Here is a 22,952-nt window from a genome sequence, read left to right on the forward strand (position 1 = left end):
CCTCAAGGACATTTTGGCACCAATCTAAGCCCCATTGATTCTTCAAGTCCAAACATGATGTTCATGTTCTGAACTGCCTGTCCTGCTGCTCCCTTAACCAGATTATCAATTGCGCCCATCATTATCACTCTGCCGGTGCGCTCATCTATTTTAAATCCAATATCCACAAAATTACTTCCCTGAACAAATCTCGTTTCCGGATAGACGCCATCTTTCAAAATTCTTATAAACAGCTCTTTTTTGTAATACTTCTCATAAGCTGCTCTGATATCTTCTTTTGTAGGCAATTTCCCATCTTTTTTAACCAGTCTTGCATACTCTGTTGCAAGAATTCCTCTATTCATCGGAACAAGATGAGGAGTGAAATTAATAACCATAGGTCTTCCTGCCGCATAACCAAGCTGTTCTTCAATTTCCGGGGTATGACGGTGATTTGCTACTCCATATGGTTTACAGCTCTCATTAACCTCACAGTACAGATTTGCAACCTTGGCACCTCTCCCTGCTCCTGTCACACCGCTAAGCGCATCTACGATAAGTGTATCAGGATCAATAAGTCCTTCTTTTATAAGAGGGTATGCAGTTAAAATAGAGCATGTTGTGTAACATCCCGGATTTGCCACAAGTCTGGCACCTTTAACCTTATCTCTGTTGATCTCACAGAGACCATATACTGCTTCTTCTATATAAGTAGGAGCCTTATGTTCTATTTTATACCATTCTTCGTACACCGATACATCTTTTAATCTAAAGTCAGCAGATAAATCTATTACCTTAACTTTATTAAGAATGTCCTCATTTATAAGGCTTGCACATAATCCCTGTGGTGTAGCTGTAAATACAACATCTACTTCATTTGTAAGTTCTTCTATATTATCATCAAGACACTTTTCATCTATTATCTTAAAGAAATTACCATAAATATCACTGAAATCCTGACCAATATATGATTTAGATCCGTACCATACAACCTCTGCCTCAGGATGACCAAGTATCAGTCTTGCTATCTCAGCACCCGCATATCCTGTAGCACCAATAATTCCAACTCTTATCATTTTTTATGCATCCTTTCTATAGATAAAAAGTATATTTTATTTCGCAAAAAACATCTTAAAATAACATGTTCTCAGTATAAGACTACATTTTAAAATATGCAACACATTTTTATAATTATGCACAAAATATCTCCTTTTTAAATATTTATGCATTTTATACTTGCATTTTATGCATTGGTGTTTTATAGTGAATAAAAAGCAACTATAATGATTATGATAATCGAAAAAATATCACAAAGAAAGATGAGGATATGGTAATGGAAAAAGAGAAAGTTATTCTTGCTTATTCTGGTGGACTTGACACTACAGCAATTATTCCATGGCTTAAAGAAAACTTTGACTATGAAGTAATCTGTGTCTGCATTGACTGCGGACAGGAAGAGGAACTTGATGGACTTGAGGACAGAGCAATAAGCTGCGGCGCAAGTAAACTCTATATTCTTGATGTTGTTGACGAATTCTGCGATGAATACATTGTTCCATGCGTAATGGCTCATGCTGTATATGAGAACAAGTATCTTCTTGGCACATCTATGGCTCGTCCGCTTATCGCTAAAAAGCTTGTCGAGATTGCAAGAAAAGAAAATGCTGTTGCAATCTGCCATGGCGCTACAGGTAAGGGAAATGACCAGATTCGTTTTGAGCTTGGAATCAAGGCTCTTGCTCCTGACATCAAGATCATTGCTGCGTGGAGAAATGATAAATGGACAATGGATTCCCGCGAATCAGAGATTGAATATTGTAAACAGCATGGCATCAATCTTCCATTCTCTGCTGATTCAAGCTACAGCCGTGACCGTAACCTCTGGCATATATCTCATGAAGGTCTTGAACTCGAAGATCCTTCACTTGAACCTAATTACAAACATCTTTTAGTACTCGGCAAAACTCCTGAGGATGCTCCTGATCAGCCAACAACTGTAACAATGACTTTTGAGGGCGGCATTCCTAAATCTGTAAACGGAAAAGAAATGAAAGTTTCTGATATCATCCGCACTTTAAATAAACTCGGCGGTGAAAACGGAATCGGAATCGTTGATATAGTAGAAAACCGCGTAGTGGGAATGAAATCAAGAGGCGTATATGAAACACCCGGCGGAACAATTCTTTATGAAGCTCATCAGCAGCTTGAGGAGTTGATTTTAGACCGCGATACCTATACAATGAAGAAAGATATGGGCAACAAGTTTGCTGATTTAGTATATGAAGGGAAATGGTTTACTCCTCTGCGTGAAGCTGAGCAGGCATTCATTGAATCCACTCAGAAATACGTAACCGGTGAAGTTACCTTCAAGTTGTATAAGGGTAATATCATCAAAGCCGGCACAAAATCACCTTACTCTCTCTACAACGAGAGCATTGCTTCCTTCAAGACCGGAGACCTCTACGATCATCATGACGCAGAAGGCTTCATCAATCTGTTCGGTCTTGCAAGCAAGGTACGTGCAATGAAGATGCAGGAAGTAGAATCTAAAAAGTAATTGATGAATTCTTTATCTTTGATAATTATATTTTTTGTCGTCATGAACATTTCAGGGTTTGCTTTAATGGGGACTGACAAGCGGAGGGCACGTAAAAATGCCTTCCGAATTCCCGAAGCAACCCTTTTTTCAGTTGCAATACTAGGGGGAAGCATCGGTTCTATACTGGGAATGTTTATTTTCAGGCATAAAACAAAGCATTGGTATTTCAAAATCGGGCTCCCGGTTATATTATTATTACAGGTTCTACTTTTCGTTTTACTGGCATGGTTGCCAATTTCTTTTAGCTTTATATAAAAAAGTATTGTGGGGAAAGAGTAACATGAAATGTGATATGCATATCGCTGTTTGTGATGACAATATAGCTGACAGAAAGCAGACAGAACGTCTTTTAGGGCGTCAGTCAGACAGATTTTTTAAAGAAAACGGAGGCAGGCTATACCTTGACTCCTACGGAAATGTCGAGGCCTTAATGCGTTATCCGCAGATGTATGATGCATTATTTATAGATATGACTTCTGCAGAGCCCACAGGTTTTGAGGTTGCAAGGCTCCTTTTAAACGTAGGAGTCGTCCGTCCCATAATTCTTGTGGTCTCTTCTATTGATTACCGCAAACAGTATGCAGAATCCGGTATCAATGTTCCAAATATACTATTTTTAGACAAACCCATAAAAGTGGCAGAACTAACAGCTATCATGGATGAAATCAGGAAAATCAAAGGTGCTCCCACTCCCACCATGGAAATCCGCAGCAAAAACGGTACTGTCTATGCTAAAAATGACGAGATTGTCTGTGTAAAGAAAAAAGGCGCTGAACTGTTTATCTACATGGAAGATGGCAACATACTAAGTATTATCGACGATATCTACAATTTCTATGACCAATGCGCAGTTTTTCCACAGATTTGTCCCGTAAATGATAACGCGCTTATAAATGTTAATCATATTCAGAAAACAAGCTTTGGAAAAGTCACAATGGATAACGGTGAAGTCATCGGAGTATCATTTATTTACAGAAACTCAATAAGTCAGGCAAAAGAACTTATAAATAATGAATCAAATTAATTCAAAAAGGATGTGCCAGCAAGTGCACATCCTTTTTTTATCCTAATCCAGCCTCTTCACACTCTCCCCTTCGATCATATGACCTTCGAGGATCATGATACCCTGTCTGTATCTTTCGCCGCTTATCTTTCTTATAAGGTTAAGGATAGCGTTTCGCCCCATCTCATAACTGTCAACACCGTAGGTAGTAATCTTTATATCGCACAATCCAGGGAAAAGATAATTATCATAACCAACAACTGAAATATCTTCCGGAACTCTGTATCCTTTTTCACGAAGCTTTTTTATCATCATACTTGCTGCCATATCGCAGTTGCAAAAGAACGCTGTAGGCATTTGTTCTGGCAGCTCAAAATACTTATTGATATCCATAACTCCCGTTTCAAGATCCCTGTCAGGAATAATCCAGTCACCTCTGAACGGACGACCATGCTCCATAAGCGATTTGGTATAACCCAGATATCTGTCAGTAATAGCACCTGACGCAAGAAGTGTTCCCACAAATGCAATGTCCTTATGTCCCATGTCGAAAAGATAATTGGTCAGACAGTACGCGCCATTATAACTGTCAGATACCACAGCATCCTCATCACCTGTATGATTGCAAAAATCAAGATATACCATAGGTATTCCGCTAATATCCTTGATTGCTCTAAGATACTCGTGGTCAAGACGCCCTACAACAACGATCCCATCTATCTTCTTATCTTCAACCAATCTCGGAATAACTTTGTTTTTTTCATGATCAACAGAGATAACTTCAAGCATTGTAAAACATCCCTTGTCCATAGCTATCTGCGATACCTGCTGATGCATTCTTGTATAAAAAGAGCTATATTCGCTCATAAAATTCTCAGAAATGAGAACTCCTATTGTATAACTCTTGCTGGAAAAATCCTGTTTTCTCGATACAGACGGCACATATCCCATATCGTCTGCCATTGCATGGATTTTCTCCCTGAGCTCTTCACTCATTCCCCGCTGTCCGGATAATGCCTTAGAAACAGTAACTGTACTAACACCAATTTTATCAGCAATATCTTTTAATCGAACCGTTTTAGCCATACCGATATCCCCTCGTTTACAGAACCACTAATAATTCATGCCTTGCCTCAAGCCAGACAAAATGTCTTTTTCCAAAAACATACATTAACGGCTTTAATATATTTAAGTATAAACTAATTTTAAGTTAATTGGCATTGATTAAATTATTCAAAATTTCCGTTAATACATCCACATTTTTATTCAAATTTATACATTGAAAAAATATGATTATGTTATATTTTTCTGTTATACTTAGAATTTAGGGAAAACTCATCACATACGTTTTCTCAATATAGATTTTTAGACAAGGTACTAATAATAATGATCGCAATCAATATTAAAAACAATAAATCTTTCATGGCAAAGTTTCTTACAAACGACATTTTTGATAACTTCTATGTTGAAGAAGCCACCATAGAAACTTACAACACCTTTCATATCGACGGACATATTCATAAAGACTTTTTCAAAAATGACTCAGAGCCCAATGACAATACTATAGGCGATTATTCTAAATGGTCCACTTTAAAGCCTATCTGCTTTGATCTCATAAAAGGAAAAAGGACTCCTTTAGGCTTCAAATTCACTTTTCATCCGGATGATAAGACCAAAAGCGACATTGTTTCAGCGGCTGATTCACATATAAACCCAGACGATGTCCTTTTAGGCATTAATATCAGATTTTCAAGCGGCTCCATCCAGATTACAACAGGAACAACTTTCAAAACTTTTTCTCTTGATAAAACAATAGAAAAAGCCTGGGATGCATTTATCCCAAGCTTTATGTCACATTCAGATATTGATTTTGAAACAAACGAGTAACGAAGAAAACACGCCCATTATGTCTGATACTTTTGAAGTATTGCGATCAATGTATCATACTTGGGCTTTATTTCGTTATACTTCTCTTCATAGCCATCCATGGAACCTGCCCTTAAAATCTCTGTAAGCTCACATACCGGCGTCAAAAAGCCCTTCAGTCCAAGGTTCGCCCCAACGCCCTTCAAGGTATGAACAGCTTTAAAAGCTTCAGAAACATTTCCCTCAGCCAAAAATTTGGTCAGATCATTCATACTCTGATCATTCAGAAATTTGAACATAAATCTGGCAATCAGATCCTCATTGCCCATGAATCTGTCCAAAATCTCATTCCAGTCAACGCCCCATTCAATTAGCTCAGTCTTAAAAGAAGCATCCATAACTCACACCATACCTTTCACGAAAAAAAGTATATATTTTAAGCCATATATTGATTATACAACCAATAAAATTCCGCTTCAATCTAATACGATTACTTTATTTTTATTTAAGAGTTTTACTCGACCTTACTGAGTTTTTCTGCCTGATCTGCAGCTATCAGGGAATCGATTATCTCATCTATATCGCCATCCATGATCTGGTCAATCTTGTATAGTGTCAGACCGATTCTGTGATCAGTAACCCGTCCCTGATGGAAATTATAGGTTCTTATCTTCTCAGATCTGTCGCCGCTTCCAACCTGGCTTCTTCGAAGCTGAGCTTCATCGTTATGCTGTCTTTCTCTTTCAAGCTCATAGAGCTTTGCTCTAAGAACCCTGAGTGCCTTTGCCTTATTCTGCTGCTGACTCTTTTCATCCTGACAGGAAATAACAATACCCGTCGGAAAATGTGTAAGTCTTACAGCTGAATCAGTGGTATTAACGCACTGTCCACCGTTACCGGAAGCTCTGAACACATCAAACTTACAGTCATTCATGTCAATTTCAACTTCAACATCCTCAACTTCAGGCATGATTGCCACTGTAATAGCAGATGTATGTATTCTTCCGCCTGATTCAGTAGCAGGAATTCTCTGAACTCTGTGAACTCCGCTCTCGTATTTAAGTCTGGAATAAGCGCCATTTCCCTTTATCATAAAGCTTACCGTTTTGATACCGCCGATTCCGATATCTTCAACGCTCATAGTCTCAACGCGCCAGTTCTGACGCTCGGCATATCTTGTATATACCCTGTACATATCAGCTGCAAAAAGAGCAGCCTCATCGCCTCCAACTCCGGCTCTGATCTCAACAATAACGTTTTTCTCGTCATTAGGGTCCTTCGGCAAAAGAAGGATCTTAAGTTCATTTTCCAGTTCCGGTATCCTGTCCTTAGCTTCCTGGAGCTCATCCTTAAGCATTTCTTTCATCTCAGGATCATTTTCTTCATCAAGAAGCTGCAGGCTATCATCAATTGTCTGCTTGCACTGTTTGTACTTGCTATAACATTCCACCAACGGTTCAAGATTTTTTTGCTCCTTCATTAGCTTGCGAAATCTCTCCTGATCAGCAATAACAGATGCATCATTTAATTCCATCGTAATATCTTCATATTTACGCAGTATATCTTCAATTCTATCAAACATGTTTTTTCACCTTATCAAAATGATTTTTATAGACACATAATCAGAAACGCACATAGCCTGTATGGAAAATTATACATACATCACTTATAGCATTTCAAAACGTCTGGCAACAGTGTTACATCATAATTCATAAGCTATCGAAAAAAACATGCTCTCACAACTCTGTCATTTCCGCCTAAATCCTTGATTACCTGAATATCATGATAACAACCTGCTTCTTCAAGCATTTTGACCACTGCATCAGCCTGATCATACCCTATCTCCATAAAAAGATATCCGCTTGAAAGCAAGAATTTCTCTGCATCCTTAACGATTCTTCTGTAAAATACAAGCCCATCTTCATCGCCATCAAGCGCAAGCCTTGGCTCAAAATCTTTTACCTCAGGCGCCAAAGTCTCAATGACATCAGTTGCTATATATGGCGGATTAGAAACTATAATATCGAACTTGCCTGCCGTTTCTTCAGGGAAAAGATCTGTCTTAACAAATTCACACCTGTCAGACAATCCGAGCTTTTCAGCATTCCTTCCTGCAACTTCCAAAGCCTTTTCAGATATATCACTGCAAAGAGCTTTCGTATCATTGGAATAGTTTAAAAGGCTAAGAGCTATGCATCCTGAACCAGTGCAAAGATCCAGTATTCTCATTCCATCTTCGCAAAACCTCATTGCTTCTTCCACAAGAATCTCTGTGTCCTGCTCAGGAATAAGCACATCCTTGCACACTTCAATATTAAGCCCCATGAAATCCCAGTTCCCGATAATATAAGCAACAGGCTCTCTGTTCATGCGCCTTTCTATTAATTCATCGTAGCGCGACATCTCTTCATCAGTAACTTCCCGTTCAGGGTGAGTTAAAAGAGTACTGTGATCCGTGCCACATACATATTCTAAAAGGAGCCGGGCATCAAGCTTAGCTTCTGTGATTCCGGCTCTATTCAACTTATCATATCCAGTTGTATAACAATCTCTGTAATTATTCATTTACTTCTTCATCATCCCTAAGCCAACTGTCGTCAATCTCGTATCCAAAAGAATCTTTTAAGAATTCCTTCCAGTCAAAAACTGATTCAACTGACTTTATCGCAACCTCTATCATGGAATCATCAGGTTCCTTGGTAGTTAATCTCTGAAGCCATAAGCCCGGTGCTGAAATAAGTTTTACCAGGAAAAAGTCTGTTCTTCCTGCAAGTCTGATGATTTCATATGATATACCTGCAATTACAGGAATAAGAACAATTCTCATAAGAATCTTCAGTCCAAAGGAATCTACTCTTATAAAGAAAAATAATATGATACTCACCAGCATAACAAAGAGTATAAAACTGCTTCCGCATCTCTTATGAAGTCTTGAGCTCTTCCTGACGTTACCAACTGTCAAAGGTCTGCCTTTCTCGATACAGTTGATGCACTTATGCTCCGCTCCATGATATTGAAACAGACGCCTGATATCCTTCATACATGAAATAAGCAATATATAAAGAATAAAGATCCCAATCCTTATAACACCTTCAATTATTGCTATAAGTGACGCATTTCTGATATATTTGCTCAAAAGTTCAGAAAGAAGGTATGGCAATACCATAAACAGACCAATCGCAAATAAAAATGATATTGCAGTAGTAATAACCATTAAAAATGTATTCTCATGTCCACCTGATACATTTTCAAGTCCTTCATCAAGCTTAGTAGGCTTCTCATCAGCCTCTTCATAAAAAGTTGATGAATAGTTCAGTGACTTAAGTCCTAAGATAAGAGAATCCAAAAAGACAAAAATTCCTCTTACAAAAGGAATATTCAAAAGCTTACTGCCATAGGCAATACCATGATACTCGTCAACCTCGACTTCAATCTCCCCATCAGGCTTTCTGACAGCAACTGCATACATATCTTTGTTCTTCATCATTACGCCTTCAAGAACAGCCTGTCCACCAATTCCTGAATAATGTCTAACCTTACGCCTCTTCATTTTTCATACCTCAAATAACAAAAAGAGGTCGAGGCTATTGCCTCAACCTCTCTGTCTTTTAAACCAAATTACTGATTGTTCATGCCGTATTTCTTATTGAACTTATCAATACGTCCACGAGCAGTTGTAGCCTTCTGCTGACCAGTATAGAATGGATGGCACTTTGAGCAGATTTCTACGTGAATCTCACTCTTTGTTGATCCAACTGTGAATGTGTTACCGCAGTTGCAAGTAACAGTTGCCTGATGGAATTCTGGCTGAATGTCCTGTCTCATCTTTTCTCACCTCTCTATATACAAAAAATCTTCTAATTAACTATAGTTACCTCTGTTCACAACAGCTATATCACTATAACATAATTATTTATACTATGCAAGCATTTTTTCTTTATTTGGTCATTCAATTAAGTTGAAGAAATCATATTTTCAAGAAAACATAGTATATTTCGGAGTTTGTCTTATCAACGGCATCAACTGCACTTTTTATTATTTTTTAGCAATACTCTAAGATTTTGGGCAAGATTGTTTTCCTCAGGCGATATTGCATCACATCCGGATCTGCCATATTTTATTCTATAATACACCCCAAATACTTTTTGAGCATCTGTTTTATTCTCGTCAGGAACTTTCTCCAAAAAATCAGATAATAATCCTCTGTCAACGAAATCATTTTCAGATTTCTTTTTTATGCTCTTTTTTATCTGATCAACATCCATAAGAAATTTTTCTTTTGGACTTCCATATCTGTATCGTATTCTCCAAATAATAATATTCCCACTAATTATAAGCGTAATTAAGAGAATAATACATATCGCAACCAAAACCGCTATTTTAATAATTTCTATAGTAACAGTCTTCTCTTTTGAGGTATCATCTGCTCCTTTTGAGCTTTCTCCCATATTTACCTGCCCGGGATCACCTGTCTGAATACCTGGAATCCCCGCCTTGTAATAATCATCTGCATTATCTTTTTCCACCTTAACAACCCGGTGCCAGGTATACTTATCCGAAGTGTTATAGGCCCCCGTAGGCTCAAAAGAAATCCATCCCACATTCTCAATATATGCCTCAGGCCACAGATGTGCGCATTTGCTGCTTACCTCATAACTTTTCTTAATGTCAAAAGGGAACTCATACCGGTACCCAACCACTGCCCTTGCAGGAATCCCTGCACTCCTAAGAAGCATGACCATCGCAGATGTATAATGCACGCAATATCCAGATTGCGTTTGAAAAAGAAAATTATCAGCTATTTCAGCCATTCCTCTTGCAGTGCTCATATCAGCTTTTACATTCTGGTTTCCTTCGACATTTGTACTATAAGGAAACTGCCTAAGATATACTTCTATCGCCTTGCATTTGTCATAATTGCCGGCAAAATCAGATGTTATCTCGGCCGACAGCTCTTTAATGCGATCACTTACACCACTGGTGCTCAGATAATCATCCATCTCAGTAGAAGATATTATGTCATTGTACTGTTTCTCGCTCATCATTTGAGCAAGATCAAGGCCGTATATCTCCCATGCATATTCACACATTTGCTGATAATTCAATTTTTCTTTTACCACATTATCAGCAGATGATCTAAGAAGTTCTGAAAAATATGTGCTGCCATAATCAAGATCAAGAAAGCCGGCTCTAAGTTCATATCCTTTTTTATGCATACTCTTTCCGGCTCTGGTCTCCACATTTTTTCCTTCTGACTGCAGACTAAATGTATTAGCTGGAATTATCTCATCACAAGTATCAATATATGCATATTCGATGTTTATCTCGGATATTCGTGAAAACAAAGACGCTGTTTCTTTATCAATACCATTATCATGAAGGAACTGTAAAACCGAGACAAAACGGCTTAGGTCAGCGCCATTTCCACCTTCAAGATAAATAACTCTTCGCACCTTCATATTTGTATCCTCATCAGGATTAACAAAAATATGATAAGGCTTGTCATCCATTGTCAAAACAAGCTGCGTTTTATCATCTTCATTTACCTTGCCACCTGTAACATGTAATGAGCTATAACCTGTTGTATAAGAGCCATTGTCAAAAAGCATTGATACATAATACGAAATGTCCTCAGCTTTCCGGACCACCCTCTCATAGGCATTCACAGCAGGGGTCCAGTCAATAGGCTCAGTGCTCATAGGCATAATAAACATTAACACACCCATGATGGCAAAATAAAAAAACGGAAAACTATTTTGAATCGCAGATAATGAAAGAAGAACAAGACAGATAAACAAAATCCTGTCAATAGCAGATTCTCCGTTAAATCGTTGATAGAAAAAGCACAAAAAAATCGCTATGGCATCAAGAAGAAAGCTTGAAAAAAGAATTATTCTGTTCCGAAACGGGATAAACACAAGAACAATTCTAAGAATTGCCGCAATCACAATCGCTACAGGAGCATTTTCCACGATAGAAGTATCTTTTACGAGAAAAAGCAAGAAAAGCCCGGGAAGAACCGAAAACACAGCGGCTGTGTTTTCATCAACAAATAAACGAAAAACATATTCAAGAGCTGCAAAAAGAACATACAGCCCCATTATTATCAAAACGAACTCATCCCTTGCAAAAGAAAAAGAGTCTCCTTTTGCGATAAGAAAAATCTCAACACAAACTGCCACTAATGAAAACGCGTAAACAAGGATTTTCAGCTCATTAGCAAATAATAAAGTGTTCTTCTCCCTTCCCCGGATCTTCTCTGATGATAATCCAAGTATCCCCATCATGTTGACCTATCCTCCGACTATCAACTAAATCATGGATTTCTTTTTCATCCTCTTTGGTGCTGTAAAAAATACTATCTGCGACAATAGAATAGAATTCAAGAAAACTGTTATAGGAATCAACAACAGACTCTCTCACTTTACCTGAAGGATATACCATTTTAACCGGTACACTTTGTTTGGCAAAATGCCATGCCGCAGAGATCACAAACTCAAGAAAGTAATCTCTTTTCTTTAAAAAAGCAGAATCCTGCTCACATTCCGGAACATTAACCGCATCCATTAAAACCGTCACGGTTCTGTTTTCCATTCTGTCGGGAACTCTTACCATGAGTTCAGAAAGTCTTGCCGATACTTTCCAGTTTATGGATGATAAGCTGTCACCTCTCTGATATGCCCTGATATTGCTTCCCGGAATATTCTCAAAGAGCCTGTCACTCTTAAGACCTGAATTATTAAAAAGATTTTCAAGGTCAAGCACCCTGTCTGCCACATCGATTATTCTTGGACTCACAATTGCTCTGAATGAATAAGGCACTAAAAGAATGACTTCAAATATATGAAATGGGTCCTCAAAAGATACCTTTTCTATCCCCACCTCATAGGCGCCGGCGTAAATGCAGTTTATACCTGACAACAATTCTTTTTTCTCATGAATGCTTAAAGATACTTCTCTTCCATCATCTATCTCGTAGAGGCTGCATCTGTCTTTATACAGCCAAAGCTTCATCCGATGAATAGGCAAAATACCTGCATTTTCTATCAAAGCCCTGTATCTATGGTCTTCTCCCTTGGTAAGCCTGTGCACTTCCACATCCTGATATATGCGAAGAAATTTATAATTCAAAAAAATGTACAACACAGATAACGGAACGAGAAGAATCATAGAATATAAGGGAGCATACGAAACAGGTCCGCCATAAAAACTGGCAAACACTATAAAAAACACCAGCACAGACAAATATATGAACAGTCCTTTTTTATGAACAGTAATATTCATGGCACAATTACTTTCTGCAAAATCTTTTTAACAAGATCTTCTTTAGTAACACTGCTAAGTCTCGCCTCAGTAGTCAGAATAAATCTGTGAGGAAGGGTGATGACAGCTGAATTTGCTATATCCTCCGGAATGCAATAATCCCTGCCATCCATATATGCCAGCGCCTGAGCGCATCTTAGCAGAGAAAGTAACGCTCTAGGTGACGCTCCAACAGCTATTTCAGCAAGTTTTCGCGATGCATCAACGATATTTACCGCATAAGATACAAGTTTCTCATCCACTTTTACTTCTTTGACCTTTTCGCGCATCGAAAGAATATCGCTTCCGCTTAACACCGAATGAGTTTCATCATGAAGATTTCCGTCCAAAAATCTTTTTGCCATGTCATTAGAAGCAGAAAGATCAGGATATCCAACAGATAATTTACACATAAATCTGTCAAGCTGAGCTTCAGGAAGCGGATAGGTTCCTGCCATATCTGCTGGATTCTGTGTGCCAATCACGATAAAAGGTTCAGGAACAGGTATTTCTTTTCCATCGATTGTAACCTTATGCTCTTCCATTACTTCCAAAAGAGCAGATTGTGTCTTCGGCGATGTTCTGTTTAGCTCATCAACCAGCACAATATTGCTTACAACCGGTCCCTTTACCACTTCAAAAGTTTTGTTTTCTGAATTATAAATTGAAAGTCCTGTGATGTCAGAAGGTGTAAGATCAGGCGTACACTGAATTCTGGCAAAAGAAAGTGATAACGAATCTGCCAATGCCTTGGCAATAGATGTTTTTCCAACACCGGGCACATCCTCCAAAAGAACGTGACCATCTGATAAAAGGGCAGCAATGATCTTATCTATTACCTGCCCTTTTCCTATAATTCTCTGCTCCATACTCTCTTTGAGTTTAAGCACATCCCCCATGATACTTCCCCCACTTGAAGTAATCAAAAATATTTATATATCACAGTGAGCAAACCATACTAATGAATCATTTCCACTCTAAATGTGCAGCATAGTGCGCATTTCTATCCAAGCAGTATCCATAAGCATTCTGCTCACCAAACTCCCCACAAAATTTAGTCAAGTCTTACAGCAAACATAACAAAGTTCAATTGATCAGATGATGTGCAGGTAGATAATGTCACAAGCTTATCTGTGATGCCTGGCTCAATACCTGTATCAATATATGTCTTGTATTCCACAGTGTTGAGAAGGTCTCTTATCTTGCTCTCTTCAACCTTATTACCTACAACACTGTATATTTCGGAAGACTTGGAAATATCCATATATGCAAAAATCTGATATCTGTATTCGCCATCATTTGTAATAATTCTGAAATACTTATGATTTGCCAGATATCCTGCATTATTTTTGTAATTCTTAAAAGCACCGAACATAGAATAATCTTTCATATTATGTCCGTATACTATAGAGTTGAAATCCGAAAAATCAAGAGATGATCTGTAATCAAGGAATATTGAACCTGTTACAGAATTTGCTCCTGTATAATCCTTAGCCAGATACTTTGTATTGTCACCGGAATACATGATAGGATAACTCAAAAGTTCATCCTCGAACCAAAGCCAGCCAATTGCTTCCGGATATACTGCTGAAACACTGGCAAGTTGCTCCTTTGCATCTGCGCTGGATTTCAAGCTTGTGCTACTATTGCTCACAGTAGTAGATGCTGATGATGTTTTTGTCGTGCTGCTATTTTTCTCAGTTTCACTTGCAGCTTTTGTAGAATCTGTACTTTCACTCTTATTATTACTTGCTATAGTACTTGTTTTATCCGTAACAGTTTGATCTGCTTTTGTATTTTTCTCACTTACTGTTTCGGAATTATTTGAAGTATTTGTATTTCCAGAGCTTTCCTTTGCAGAACTTGCAGTTTCATTAGAAGTTCCTTCTGATTCTGCAACCTCTTCCTGCTTTTCTGAATCCTCGGCATCTGCCACATCTTTTTCTTCAGATGCGCCTGTTACCACTGATTCATCCAGCTGTGTTTCTACTATTGTATTTCCTGTATCTTGTGGAATATCTGAGACTTTATCTTCGTTATGAACATGCCCAATTAAAAAACGAATTCCAAATATCAGTAGTATCACCAAAGCAAGAGCCGGAATTACATATTTAATCTTTTTTCGAAGAAATGAAATCAAACTGATTATAAAGATAATAAAAACTTCAAAATAAACTATATATGGAACGATTTTACTATGTTTCGAATTGAAATCTTTGATTTTTAAAATAAAACTATTCTTATCCATTGTCAAGTAATTATATTATACCTTTCCCAAAAATCTTATCTCTAAGCGCTTTTCCCGTAGGTGTTGCTGCCAGTCCTCCTCTAGCTGTCTCTCTTAACGAGCTTGGCAATGCCTCTCCAACCTCTTTCATTGCATCCAGGCATTCATCAACAGGAATCTTAGCACCAATTCCGGCAAGCGCCATATCAGCACTTGAAAACGCAATAGCAAGTCCGGAAACATTTCTCTTAATGCATGGAATTTCCACAAGTCCTGCCACCGGGTCACACACAAGGCCCATCTGACTGGAAATAGCAATAGCGCAAGCATCTGCGCATTGACTTGGGCTTCCGTTTCTTAGCTCAACTAATGCTGCGGCTGCCATAGCTGCTGCACTTCCGCATTCAGCCTGACATCCACCCTCAGCCCCCGCTAAGGATGCTCTGTTTGCAACCACCATTCCAAATGCTGCAGCTGTAAACATTGACATAACTATATCTTTTTCGTTATAACCTTTATCCTCATACAGGCTTACAAGGCATCCGGGAAGAATTCCACAGCTTCCTGCAGTTGGCGCTGCTACAATCTTGCCCATGCTTGCATTGCACCCGGCAACAGCAAGTGCTCTCGCCATTGCTTTGGACATAAAGTTTCCGCTAAGTCCGCCATCATCTTTCTCCGCGTACGCATTCATAAGATACCCTTCACCGCCGGTAAGTCCTGATGTGGATCGTAAATCCTTTTGAAGTCCGACTTTTACAGATTCTATCATAACACGAAAACTGTCTTTCATTTTCTTATAGACTTCAATTTCTGTTTTATCCATGCCGGCTGCCTGATCTGCAAGAACAAGCTCGCTGATTTTTATATTTCTTTTGGTAGCTTCACTGACCAGTTCGCTAATTGTCTCATATTTTAACATTAAAATAAAGCCTCACACTCTCCTTATAAGAATAGCATTTTTAACATGTTCTATCTTTCTTATTTCATCAACAAGCTCTTCAGGAGGCTGATTGTCTATTTCAATAGTCATAATGGCATCTCCGCCTTTTTCCTGTCTGGAAAGATGGAAATTAGAAATATTAAGTTCCTCATGTTCCCAGTGCATCATATTGGTCACACTGGCAATTACCCCCGGCTTATCCTCATGCATTACCAAAATAGTATTATAATCGCCGTTAAAATCCACGTTCATGCCATTTATCTGGCTTACAAGAATATTGCCGCCGCCAATGCTTGCTCCCTGCATCGTTCCATCATTTCCATCTTCAAGATAATAATGAATCCTCGCAGTATTGGGATGAGCATCCTTGATATTCTCTTTTATAAAATCATATTGAATGCCCATTTTCTCAGCAATCGAAAGCGCATCCCTAATTTCCGGCGAATAACTCTTAAATCCCATGATACCCGCAAGAAGCGCTCTGTCAGTCCCGTGTCCTTTATAGGTCTGGGCAAAAGAACCTGATAAAGTAATATCAACTTTCTTTAGTTTTCTGTTATCTATCAGCTTGTTCACAACTCTGCCAAGCCTTACTGCCCCTGCAGTGTGTGAACTTGAAGGTCCTATCATCACGGGCCCTATAATATCAAATACATTCATGTATGTTTTTTCCTTTAAAAGCTGGAATAAATAAATGAAGCTGCGTCATATCCAGGCCCCCAAACTCCAAGGGTAACAATAAATACTACAGCTGCAATATATATTGCCCATCTAAACCACAGACTCTGACGATATATCAAATTTCTCACCACTATGCCTTTTTTATTTAATATATCAATAACTGTCATAAGTCCAAGTGCAGCAACCACAAGTCTTACATCCGCCGCACTAAGTCCAAGATTGAACAGCGAACCGTCAAATAACGTCCACAGCGTCGGCTTCCACATGTTTTTAAGCATATAGACTGCCGAATTAAAAGTGGTAGCCCTGAAAAATATCCAGCCTATATTAACAAGCATAAAGGTTACAACGATTTTGAAGAAGTTGTGAGAAAAACTGTTTCTGTCAATTCTTATCTTTTCTACCACAGCATCTCTTACAGGTTTAAGGACAATACCTATAACCTGATACATACCATGAAGCAATCCCCATATAACAAAAGTCCAGGCTGCTCCGTGCCACAATCCGCTAATTGCAAAGACAATGCAGATGTTTATCAGCTTTCTTACATATCCCTTGCGGTTTCCTCCAAGTGGAATATAAAGGTAATCCCTCAGCCATGAAGATAAAGACATATGCCATCTTCTCCAGAACTCTGCGATTGAACCTGATAAATACGGCTGCTCAAAGTTTTTCATTATGTCAATTCCCATAATCTTTGCACATCCGATCGCAATATTTGAATATCCAGCAAAGTCACAATATATCTCAAAAGTATAAAATACAGTAGTCAAAAAAACTATAGTTCCCGAATAGTTTTCATATGATGAATAAACGTGATTTACCATTACAGCAAGTCTGTCTGCGATTATTATCTTCTGAAAATACCCCCATAACATCAAAAGAAGGCCATCCCTCATTCTGTCATACGAGAAGTCTTTGGGCTCCATAAACTGTGGAATCATTTTTCCTGCACGTTCTATAGGTCCTGACATTATCTGAGGAAAAAATGATATAAACAGTGCCAAACGAAGATAATTCTTTTCCACTGAGATCTTTTTGTTGTAACAATCAGCCATATAACCTATTGCCTGGAAGATATAAAAAGATATACCAACCGGAAGCACAATTCCTGCCAGAGCTCCAATCTGTTCAAGACCAAGAACCGCCTGAATTTTCCTGACAGTCTCAACCATAAAACCGGTATATTTAAAATATCCAAGAATGATCACAAGTAAAACTATACCTGTAATAAAGGACGCTTTTTTTAAAGCCATCTTATCTTTTTGACTGCACTTATCTATTTGAATTCCAGTGAAATAAGTAACCACAGTTACCGCAATAAGCAGCAAAAGAAGCTTTCCGCTCAAAAGATAATAAAAGCACCAGCTTGTAAGCAAAAGCCATACGTATCTGATTTTTTTTGGAACAATAAAATATATACTTATTGTCAGGAAAAGAAAAATTAAAAATTTAAGGGAAACAAACTGCATAATAGCCTCCGGCACAAAAAAGACGAATAAATGTCGTTTTCGTATTTAATTCATAAAGTGTTCGTAAGTGAAATGATCACTCGTATAATACTGATGCGACTTAACTTCGCCATCCTCAATCAAAAGAACCTGGACATCAGCATATGCCTGTGAATCAGAATAAAGGTAATTATTATCGGCATCGCCGTTTATATTGAGAACTCTGTAAATATCACTTACAGGAATATACGTAAGCACTCCATCTTTTGTCTCTATGCTCTTTTCTTCGCCGTCACCTGCATATTCATAAGCCTGCCCACCAGTAACAACAAGCATATAAGAACACTTATCAAAAGCTCCTCTGTCAAATTCACTCCCTGCACCAAGACTCTTTAACTGCCTTATTAAAGTAGGGTCTGCATATACAGAAGAAGCTCCTCTGATAGAAATAGCATAGGTCTTATCACTTGCAGATAGCCTAAGCATCATAAGCTGAGTATAGATGTCTTCATTATAGTTAACGCTTCTATCCAGGCCTGAGTAATACTCATTTACGCAGTCCTGCCAAAGCTGATATTTAGCATCACCTCTGTGATCCGGAAGTTCATAATTGTTATTCAGATAAGCCCCCAAAAAAGCTGTAACCTTACTTGCACCAAGGATATTCAGATGTCCCGGATCAGCCATATCTGAATTGATATCAATAATGCCTGGAATATCAAGCATATTTACTGACGCTACACCATACTCCTCTGCTATCTGCTTTGCTGTATGCGAAGCCTGCTGATCTGCCTCCATTGCCAAAAATGGAACAGTCGTCACAACTACATTTATTCCACGACTCTGGCATTCTTCAATTATCTTTTTCAAATAGGTTGTGCCAACAGTCTCATTTGGTAAAGTGCCTGTCTGATAATCGTTATAAGTATACTCTGCAGAATGAATCTCATAATTCATCACTGCTCCCATAAGGCGATTAATCTCCGCATCACCTGTGATTCTCTTAAAATCGTTGGAATTAAGTTCTTTCCATCTGTCATGATAAACAATAAAATCAGCCCAAAACGCATATTTTTTATCCTGGGCAAAAAACATATCATCAATAGCATTAAGCTTTGTCCTGTTAAGTGGGAATCTGTCTATGTTAAGATGAAGCTCATCACTATTTACGTTAGCATTCGGATCATCCACATACCTGATGTCATTCTCAAGCATATATGCATCCACAATAACAACCTTCGGAGTGCAGTAATCAAGCGCCATCATCATCTGCCAATAGCTCGATAAAAGAACACTTCCATATCCGCCAAGATTGTATGCAGTTATACCATAGTCTTCGTATAATTGTATGGGATTGATTCCGTTTATTACATGTGAAGAGCCAAGAATAAAGGCATCGATATGATCATTCTTTGCCTCTTTAAAGAATAGTTCATTCTTGTCGTAGCTGGATTTACGCTCTACGATCAGACTTACCATATATAAACAGCCAAATAAAAGCAGCAGAAAAACAGCTGTCTTAAATGCCAATAAAACTTTTTTCTTCATGACTCCTCCAAAATTGTTTCTTAGCAAATTTTACCATATTTGTAAGCATTCTTAAATAAAACATCTACCTTATGACATCATAATAAGGAATCACCAGATTCTCCCCGGACCTGATGCTATCCTCATTCTCCAGGCCATTAATACTGCATATCTCGGATATATAACTCTTAAAGCCGTCATATCTTTCACGGTCGTAATAATCACCTGCGATCTGCCAGAGTGTATCATTTTCGTGCACAAGTACAATTTTATAATACTTCATCTTGGGAACATAAAGCTCATTCTGAGCATTAAGCACAATATAATTTCTAATAAACAGTGCGATAAAGATTATAACCGAAATACATAATGCCAACAACAACTTTTGACGTCGTACGATCTTCATTCTGCGCTTTTTATTATCATAAATACGCATTTCACTCTTTGACAAAAATCTCTGATCATCATAAAGCCTGGCTGCTTCTATTAATGCCCTAGTCATATCACACCTCCAAAATACTTTCCAACAGCAATTATTCATCGCTATTTTCACTACTTTTTTCCGACAATTATATATTGCCATATAAGGTGGGTATTATTTCGGACAGCAAAAGAGGCGCATCACTACGCCTCTTTTCCACATTTATCAGAAATGTATTTGTTTCTCAACCATTCTTACAAACTCAGTATTAGATCTTGTCTTGGAGAACAATGTGATGCACTGGTCAACCGCATCATCTGCCTTCATGCCGTTAAAGCCTTTTCTAAGACTATTGATCGCAGCAAGTTCTTCGCTTGACAGAAGAAGATCTTCTCTTCTGGTACTTGATTTAGGAATATTGATAGCAGGGAAGATTCTCTTTTCCTGGAGCTTTCTGTCAAGAACCATTTCCATGTTACCTGTTCCCTTAAATTCCTCGTAAATAACATCGTCCATCTTGGAGCCAGTCTCAATAAGAGCAGTTGCAAGAACTGTAAGGCTTCCGCCCTCTCTCATATTTCTCGCAGCACCAAAGAATTTCTTAGGCATATGAAGAGCTGCAGGATCAAGACCACCTGAAAGAGTTCTTCCTGAAGGCGGAACAACGATATTGTAAGCTCTTGTAAGTCTTGTAATTGAATCAAGAAGGATAACAACATCCTTGCCGTGCTCAACAAGTCTCTTAGCACGCTCCATAACCATCTCAGCCACTCTCTTGTGATGCTCAGGAAGCTCATCAAATGTAGAATAGATAACTTCTGCATTTGGACCTTCAATTGATTCCTTGATATCTGTAACTTCCTCAGGTCTTTCATCGATAAGAAGAATAATAAGATGAATATCTCTGTTACCCTTGAGGATAGATTTTGCAACTTCCTTCAAAAGTGTTGTCTTACCGGCCTTAGGAGGTGAAACGATCATACCTCTCTGTCCCTTACCGATTGGGCTGATAAGGTCCATAATTCTCATTGCAATAGGACATCCGGGCTGCTCAAGCTTAATTCTTGAATTAGGGAAAATAGGTGTCATATTCTCAAAATTCCATCTTCCCATTGCAACTTCAGGTCTGTATCCGTTTACTGTCTCGAGAATAACCAAGGCTGCAAATTTGTCAGTTTCCTTCTTTGCCCTGCATTTTCCTTTAAGAATATCACCTGTCTTAAGATTGAATTTTCTGATAAGACTTGGTGCAACGTATACGTCATTCTCTCCTGGAAGGTAATTCTCACATCTGATGAATCCGTAACCATCCTGCATAACTTCGAGAATGCCATGTGCGTCATCTCCGTCAGCAACTATTTCCTCATTCTCATCTTTTGGCTGTTCGGATGTTTTTTCAGCTTTACGAGTATTCTCAACTTTTTCAGATTTTTCTGAAACTTCGGGCTTTGCATTTCTAACCGGCTTATCAGCTAAAATCGGCTTATTGCTTTTTACCACAATATTCTTGTGTTTCTTTATAGGACGCTGCTTTTCTTCATCTTCTTTGCTGTCAGCAGCCTTCTCTTCCTTATCATTCTCAACCTTTGCTTCAGCTTTTTTGCTCTTTTCTACAGCAGGTTTTTCTTCTTTTTTCTCTTCTTTCTGCTCATTAGCCTTTTCTGAAGCATCTTTTTCATCGAGTTCACACATGATATCGATGATCTCAGCCTTTTTCATAGCTGTTGCGCCCTTGATGCCACGTTTCTTCGCTATATCACGAAGGTCATTTAGCTTAAGCGTCTCGTATCTCTCTCTCAAATTTACTCCATTTCTGTGCCAGACATAGCACTATATAAAAAAATTATTAACATTCAGCATTACATCTTCTTAAATGGGATTAATAAACGACCGCAACAATATTGCATTTGTTTAAGAACTGAACTATTACTGTTTTACTGAAAAAAATATACATCATTTTATATTCAAAAGTCAAGTACAAAGAGTTGTATACTATTCAATAAAAAATCCTTGAAAACTTTATGTTCTCAAGGATTTTTTGTTTCTCAATATATAGGATCAGTTGAAATTTCCATACAATATCTTGGCAAGTTCTGAATTCTTATCCAGGATAATTGTCTTATCACCTTTAAGTGATGATTTAAGCGAATCCAAACCTCTTATATAGCTGTAGAAATCAGCCTTTTCAGGAGTATCATAAGCCTGAGAAAGAGTTTCCATATATGCTGCTTCGCCTTCTGCTTCAAGGACTGCTGCGCTCTTTTCAGCCTGTGCTTTCACAATCGCAACCTGCTTATCTGTTTCATTGTGGATTTTCTGAGCTTCTGCTTCACCCTGTGCGGTATATGAAGCTGCAATGTTGTTTCTCTCAGAGATCATTCTATCATAAACAGCCTGCTTGTTGTCATCAGGAAGGTCAAGAGCCTTGATCTGTGCCTGAACAATCTGAATACCATAGCCATTCATATCTGAATCAGCTTCCTCAGTAATAAGCTTTGTAAGAGTCTCTCCTCTTGCCTCGATAACCTCATCCTGTGACATTGAAGAAATAGCATTTTTAGTTGCATTGTAGACAGATGCTTCAATTCTTTCCTCTGCCCTGTTGCTGAGCGCATTAAGAGTCTGAACGTACTTAAGTGGATCTGAGACCTTCCACAAAACATATGTGTCAGTTATCATTGACTTCTTGTCCTTAGTGATAACATCTGAAGCAGGGATATCATAGATTATAATCTTGCCGCTGATCGACTGTATATCTTCAACAAAAGGTGTCTTGAAGTGAAGTCCCGGATCAGATACGATCGATACGATTTTCCCAAAACGTCTTACTGTTACATATTCATTCTGATGAACAATATATGTTGCTGACGTCAGTAGGAAAACAATTGCCGCAACTATGATCACCAAAAACATCACAAAAAAATTACTTTTCTTTTTTCCTTCCATAATACGC

At 38.3% G+C, this 22,952-nt stretch carries 22 protein-coding genes; 4 read left to right on the plus strand and 18 right to left on the minus strand.

The genetic code is table 11. The features are described from left to right. Positions 1-2 precede the first annotated feature (2 nt). Positions 3-1,055: an N-acetyl-gamma-glutamyl-phosphate reductase gene (gene argC / locus BM086_RS02170; protein ID WP_092322718.1), complete on the minus strand. Its 1,053-nt coding sequence runs from the start codon at positions 1,053-1,055 to the stop codon at positions 3-5. Between the two features lie 257 nt (positions 1,056-1,312). Between argC and BM086_RS02175 the strand changes: the two genes are divergently transcribed. From BM086_RS02175 to BM086_RS02185, 3 genes are read left to right on the plus strand one after another with little or no spacing between them, the layout of a single operon-like run. Next, positions 1,313-2,536, plus strand: coding sequence for an argininosuccinate synthase (locus BM086_RS02175; protein WP_092322721.1), 1,224 nt, complete (start codon positions 1,313-1,315; stop codon positions 2,534-2,536). A 42-nt stretch (positions 2,537-2,578) separates the two neighbouring features. After that, positions 2,579-2,833: a DUF1294 domain-containing protein gene (locus BM086_RS02180; RefSeq protein WP_330391501.1), complete on the plus strand. Its 255-nt coding sequence runs from the start codon at positions 2,579-2,581 to the stop codon at positions 2,831-2,833. 25 nt (positions 2,834-2,858) lie between these two features. Continuing rightward, on the plus strand, positions 2,859-3,602 hold the full coding sequence (locus BM086_RS02185; protein WP_092322724.1) for a LytR/AlgR family response regulator transcription factor: 744 nt from the start codon (positions 2,859-2,861) through the stop codon (positions 3,600-3,602). 42 nt (positions 3,603-3,644) lie between these two features. On the opposite strand, the gene BM086_RS02190 is transcribed toward BM086_RS02185, so the two are convergent. After that, positions 3,645-4,667: a substrate-binding domain-containing protein gene (locus BM086_RS02190; protein WP_092322727.1), complete on the minus strand. Its 1,023-nt coding sequence runs from the start codon at positions 4,665-4,667 to the stop codon at positions 3,645-3,647. A 300-nt stretch (positions 4,668-4,967) separates the two neighbouring features. Between BM086_RS02190 and BM086_RS02195 the strand changes: the two genes are divergently transcribed. Next, a complete protein-coding gene (locus BM086_RS02195) occupies positions 4,968-5,468 on the plus strand; it encodes a DUF5721 family protein (protein ID WP_092322730.1) in 501 nt (166 codons plus the stop codon). Between the two features lie 17 nt (positions 5,469-5,485). Here BM086_RS02195 and BM086_RS02200 read toward each other — a convergent pair whose 3' ends face one another. From BM086_RS02200 to hflC, 16 genes are all read right to left on the minus strand, one after another. Beyond that, entirely contained in the window at positions 5,486-5,845 is a 360-nt protein-coding gene (locus BM086_RS02200) for an Hpt domain-containing protein (protein WP_092322733.1), read from the minus strand. A 116-nt stretch (positions 5,846-5,961) separates the two neighbouring features. Next, entirely contained in the window at positions 5,962-7,029 is a 1,068-nt protein-coding gene (gene prfA, locus BM086_RS02205; RefSeq protein ID WP_092322737.1) for a peptide chain release factor 1, read from the minus strand. Positions 7,030-7,163: 134 nt separating this feature from the next. Further along, complete coding sequence (gene prmC / locus BM086_RS02210; protein ID WP_092322740.1) at positions 7,164-8,012, minus strand: peptide chain release factor N(5)-glutamine methyltransferase; 849 nt, start codon at positions 8,010-8,012, stop codon at positions 7,164-7,166. Beyond that, positions 8,005-8,997: a DUF1385 domain-containing protein gene (locus BM086_RS02215; protein ID WP_092322743.1), complete on the minus strand. Its 993-nt coding sequence runs from the start codon at positions 8,995-8,997 to the stop codon at positions 8,005-8,007. Before BM086_RS02215 ends, prmC begins: the two co-directional genes overlap by 8 nt. Positions 8,998-9,065: 68 nt before the next feature. Beyond that, on the minus strand, positions 9,066-9,272 hold the full coding sequence (gene rpmE, locus BM086_RS02220; protein WP_022774079.1) for a 50S ribosomal protein L31: 207 nt from the start codon (positions 9,270-9,272) through the stop codon (positions 9,066-9,068). A 194-nt stretch (positions 9,273-9,466) separates the two neighbouring features. Then, the gene (locus BM086_RS21695) at positions 9,467-11,734 is read right to left on the minus strand and encodes a transglutaminase-like domain-containing protein (protein ID WP_092322746.1); all 2,268 of its coding nucleotides are present in this window, start codon (positions 11,732-11,734) and stop codon (positions 9,467-9,469) included. Beyond that, positions 11,664-12,539: a DUF58 domain-containing protein gene (locus BM086_RS02230; protein ID WP_242952107.1), complete on the minus strand. Its 876-nt coding sequence runs from the start codon at positions 12,537-12,539 to the stop codon at positions 11,664-11,666. Before BM086_RS02230 ends, BM086_RS21695 begins: the two co-directional genes overlap by 71 nt. A 188-nt stretch (positions 12,540-12,727) precedes the next feature. After that, positions 12,728-13,648 carry an AAA family ATPase gene (locus tag BM086_RS02235; RefSeq protein ID WP_175560062.1) on the minus strand — a complete coding sequence of 307 codons (921 nt, stop codon included), beginning with the start codon at positions 13,646-13,648 and terminating at the stop codon, positions 12,728-12,730. A 155-nt stretch (positions 13,649-13,803) separates the two neighbouring features. Further along, complete coding sequence (locus tag BM086_RS02240; protein WP_092322753.1) at positions 13,804-14,997, minus strand: class B sortase; 1,194 nt, start codon at positions 14,995-14,997, stop codon at positions 13,804-13,806. 10 nt (positions 14,998-15,007) lie between these two features. Beyond that, entirely contained in the window at positions 15,008-15,898 is an 891-nt protein-coding gene (gene sdaAA / locus BM086_RS02245; protein WP_092322756.1) for an L-serine ammonia-lyase, iron-sulfur-dependent, subunit alpha, read from the minus strand. A gap of 12 nt (positions 15,899-15,910) precedes the next feature. Continuing rightward, positions 15,911-16,579, minus strand: coding sequence for an L-serine ammonia-lyase, iron-sulfur-dependent subunit beta (sdaAB, locus tag BM086_RS02250; protein WP_092322759.1), 669 nt, complete (start codon positions 16,577-16,579; stop codon positions 15,911-15,913). 14 nt (positions 16,580-16,593) lie between these two features. Further along, positions 16,594-18,072: an MBOAT family O-acyltransferase gene (locus BM086_RS02255; RefSeq protein ID WP_092322762.1), complete on the minus strand. Its 1,479-nt coding sequence runs from the start codon at positions 18,070-18,072 to the stop codon at positions 16,594-16,596. A 45-nt stretch (positions 18,073-18,117) separates the two neighbouring features. Beyond that, on the minus strand, positions 18,118-19,599 hold the full coding sequence (locus tag BM086_RS02260) for a hypothetical protein (RefSeq protein WP_092322765.1): 1,482 nt from the start codon (positions 19,597-19,599) through the stop codon (positions 18,118-18,120). Between the two features lie 64 nt (positions 19,600-19,663). Continuing rightward, positions 19,664-20,080 carry a LysM peptidoglycan-binding domain-containing protein gene (locus BM086_RS02265; RefSeq protein WP_175560063.1) on the minus strand — a complete coding sequence of 139 codons (417 nt, stop codon included), beginning with the start codon at positions 20,078-20,080 and terminating at the stop codon, positions 19,664-19,666. A 144-nt stretch (positions 20,081-20,224) separates the two neighbouring features. After that, positions 20,225-21,799 (minus strand): transcription termination factor Rho, encoded by a 1,575-nt coding sequence (rho, locus tag BM086_RS02270; RefSeq protein ID WP_092322771.1) that lies wholly within the window; start codon positions 21,797-21,799, stop codon positions 20,225-20,227. A gap of 258 nt (positions 21,800-22,057) precedes the next feature. Continuing rightward, positions 22,058-22,945: a protease modulator HflC gene (gene hflC, locus BM086_RS02275; protein WP_092322773.1), complete on the minus strand. Its 888-nt coding sequence runs from the start codon at positions 22,943-22,945 to the stop codon at positions 22,058-22,060. Between the last annotated feature and the right edge of the window lie 7 nt (positions 22,946-22,952).

This window comes from Butyrivibrio sp. YAB3001, assembly GCF_900112195.1.
Lineage (GTDB): Bacteria > Bacillota > Clostridia > Lachnospirales > Lachnospiraceae > Butyrivibrio.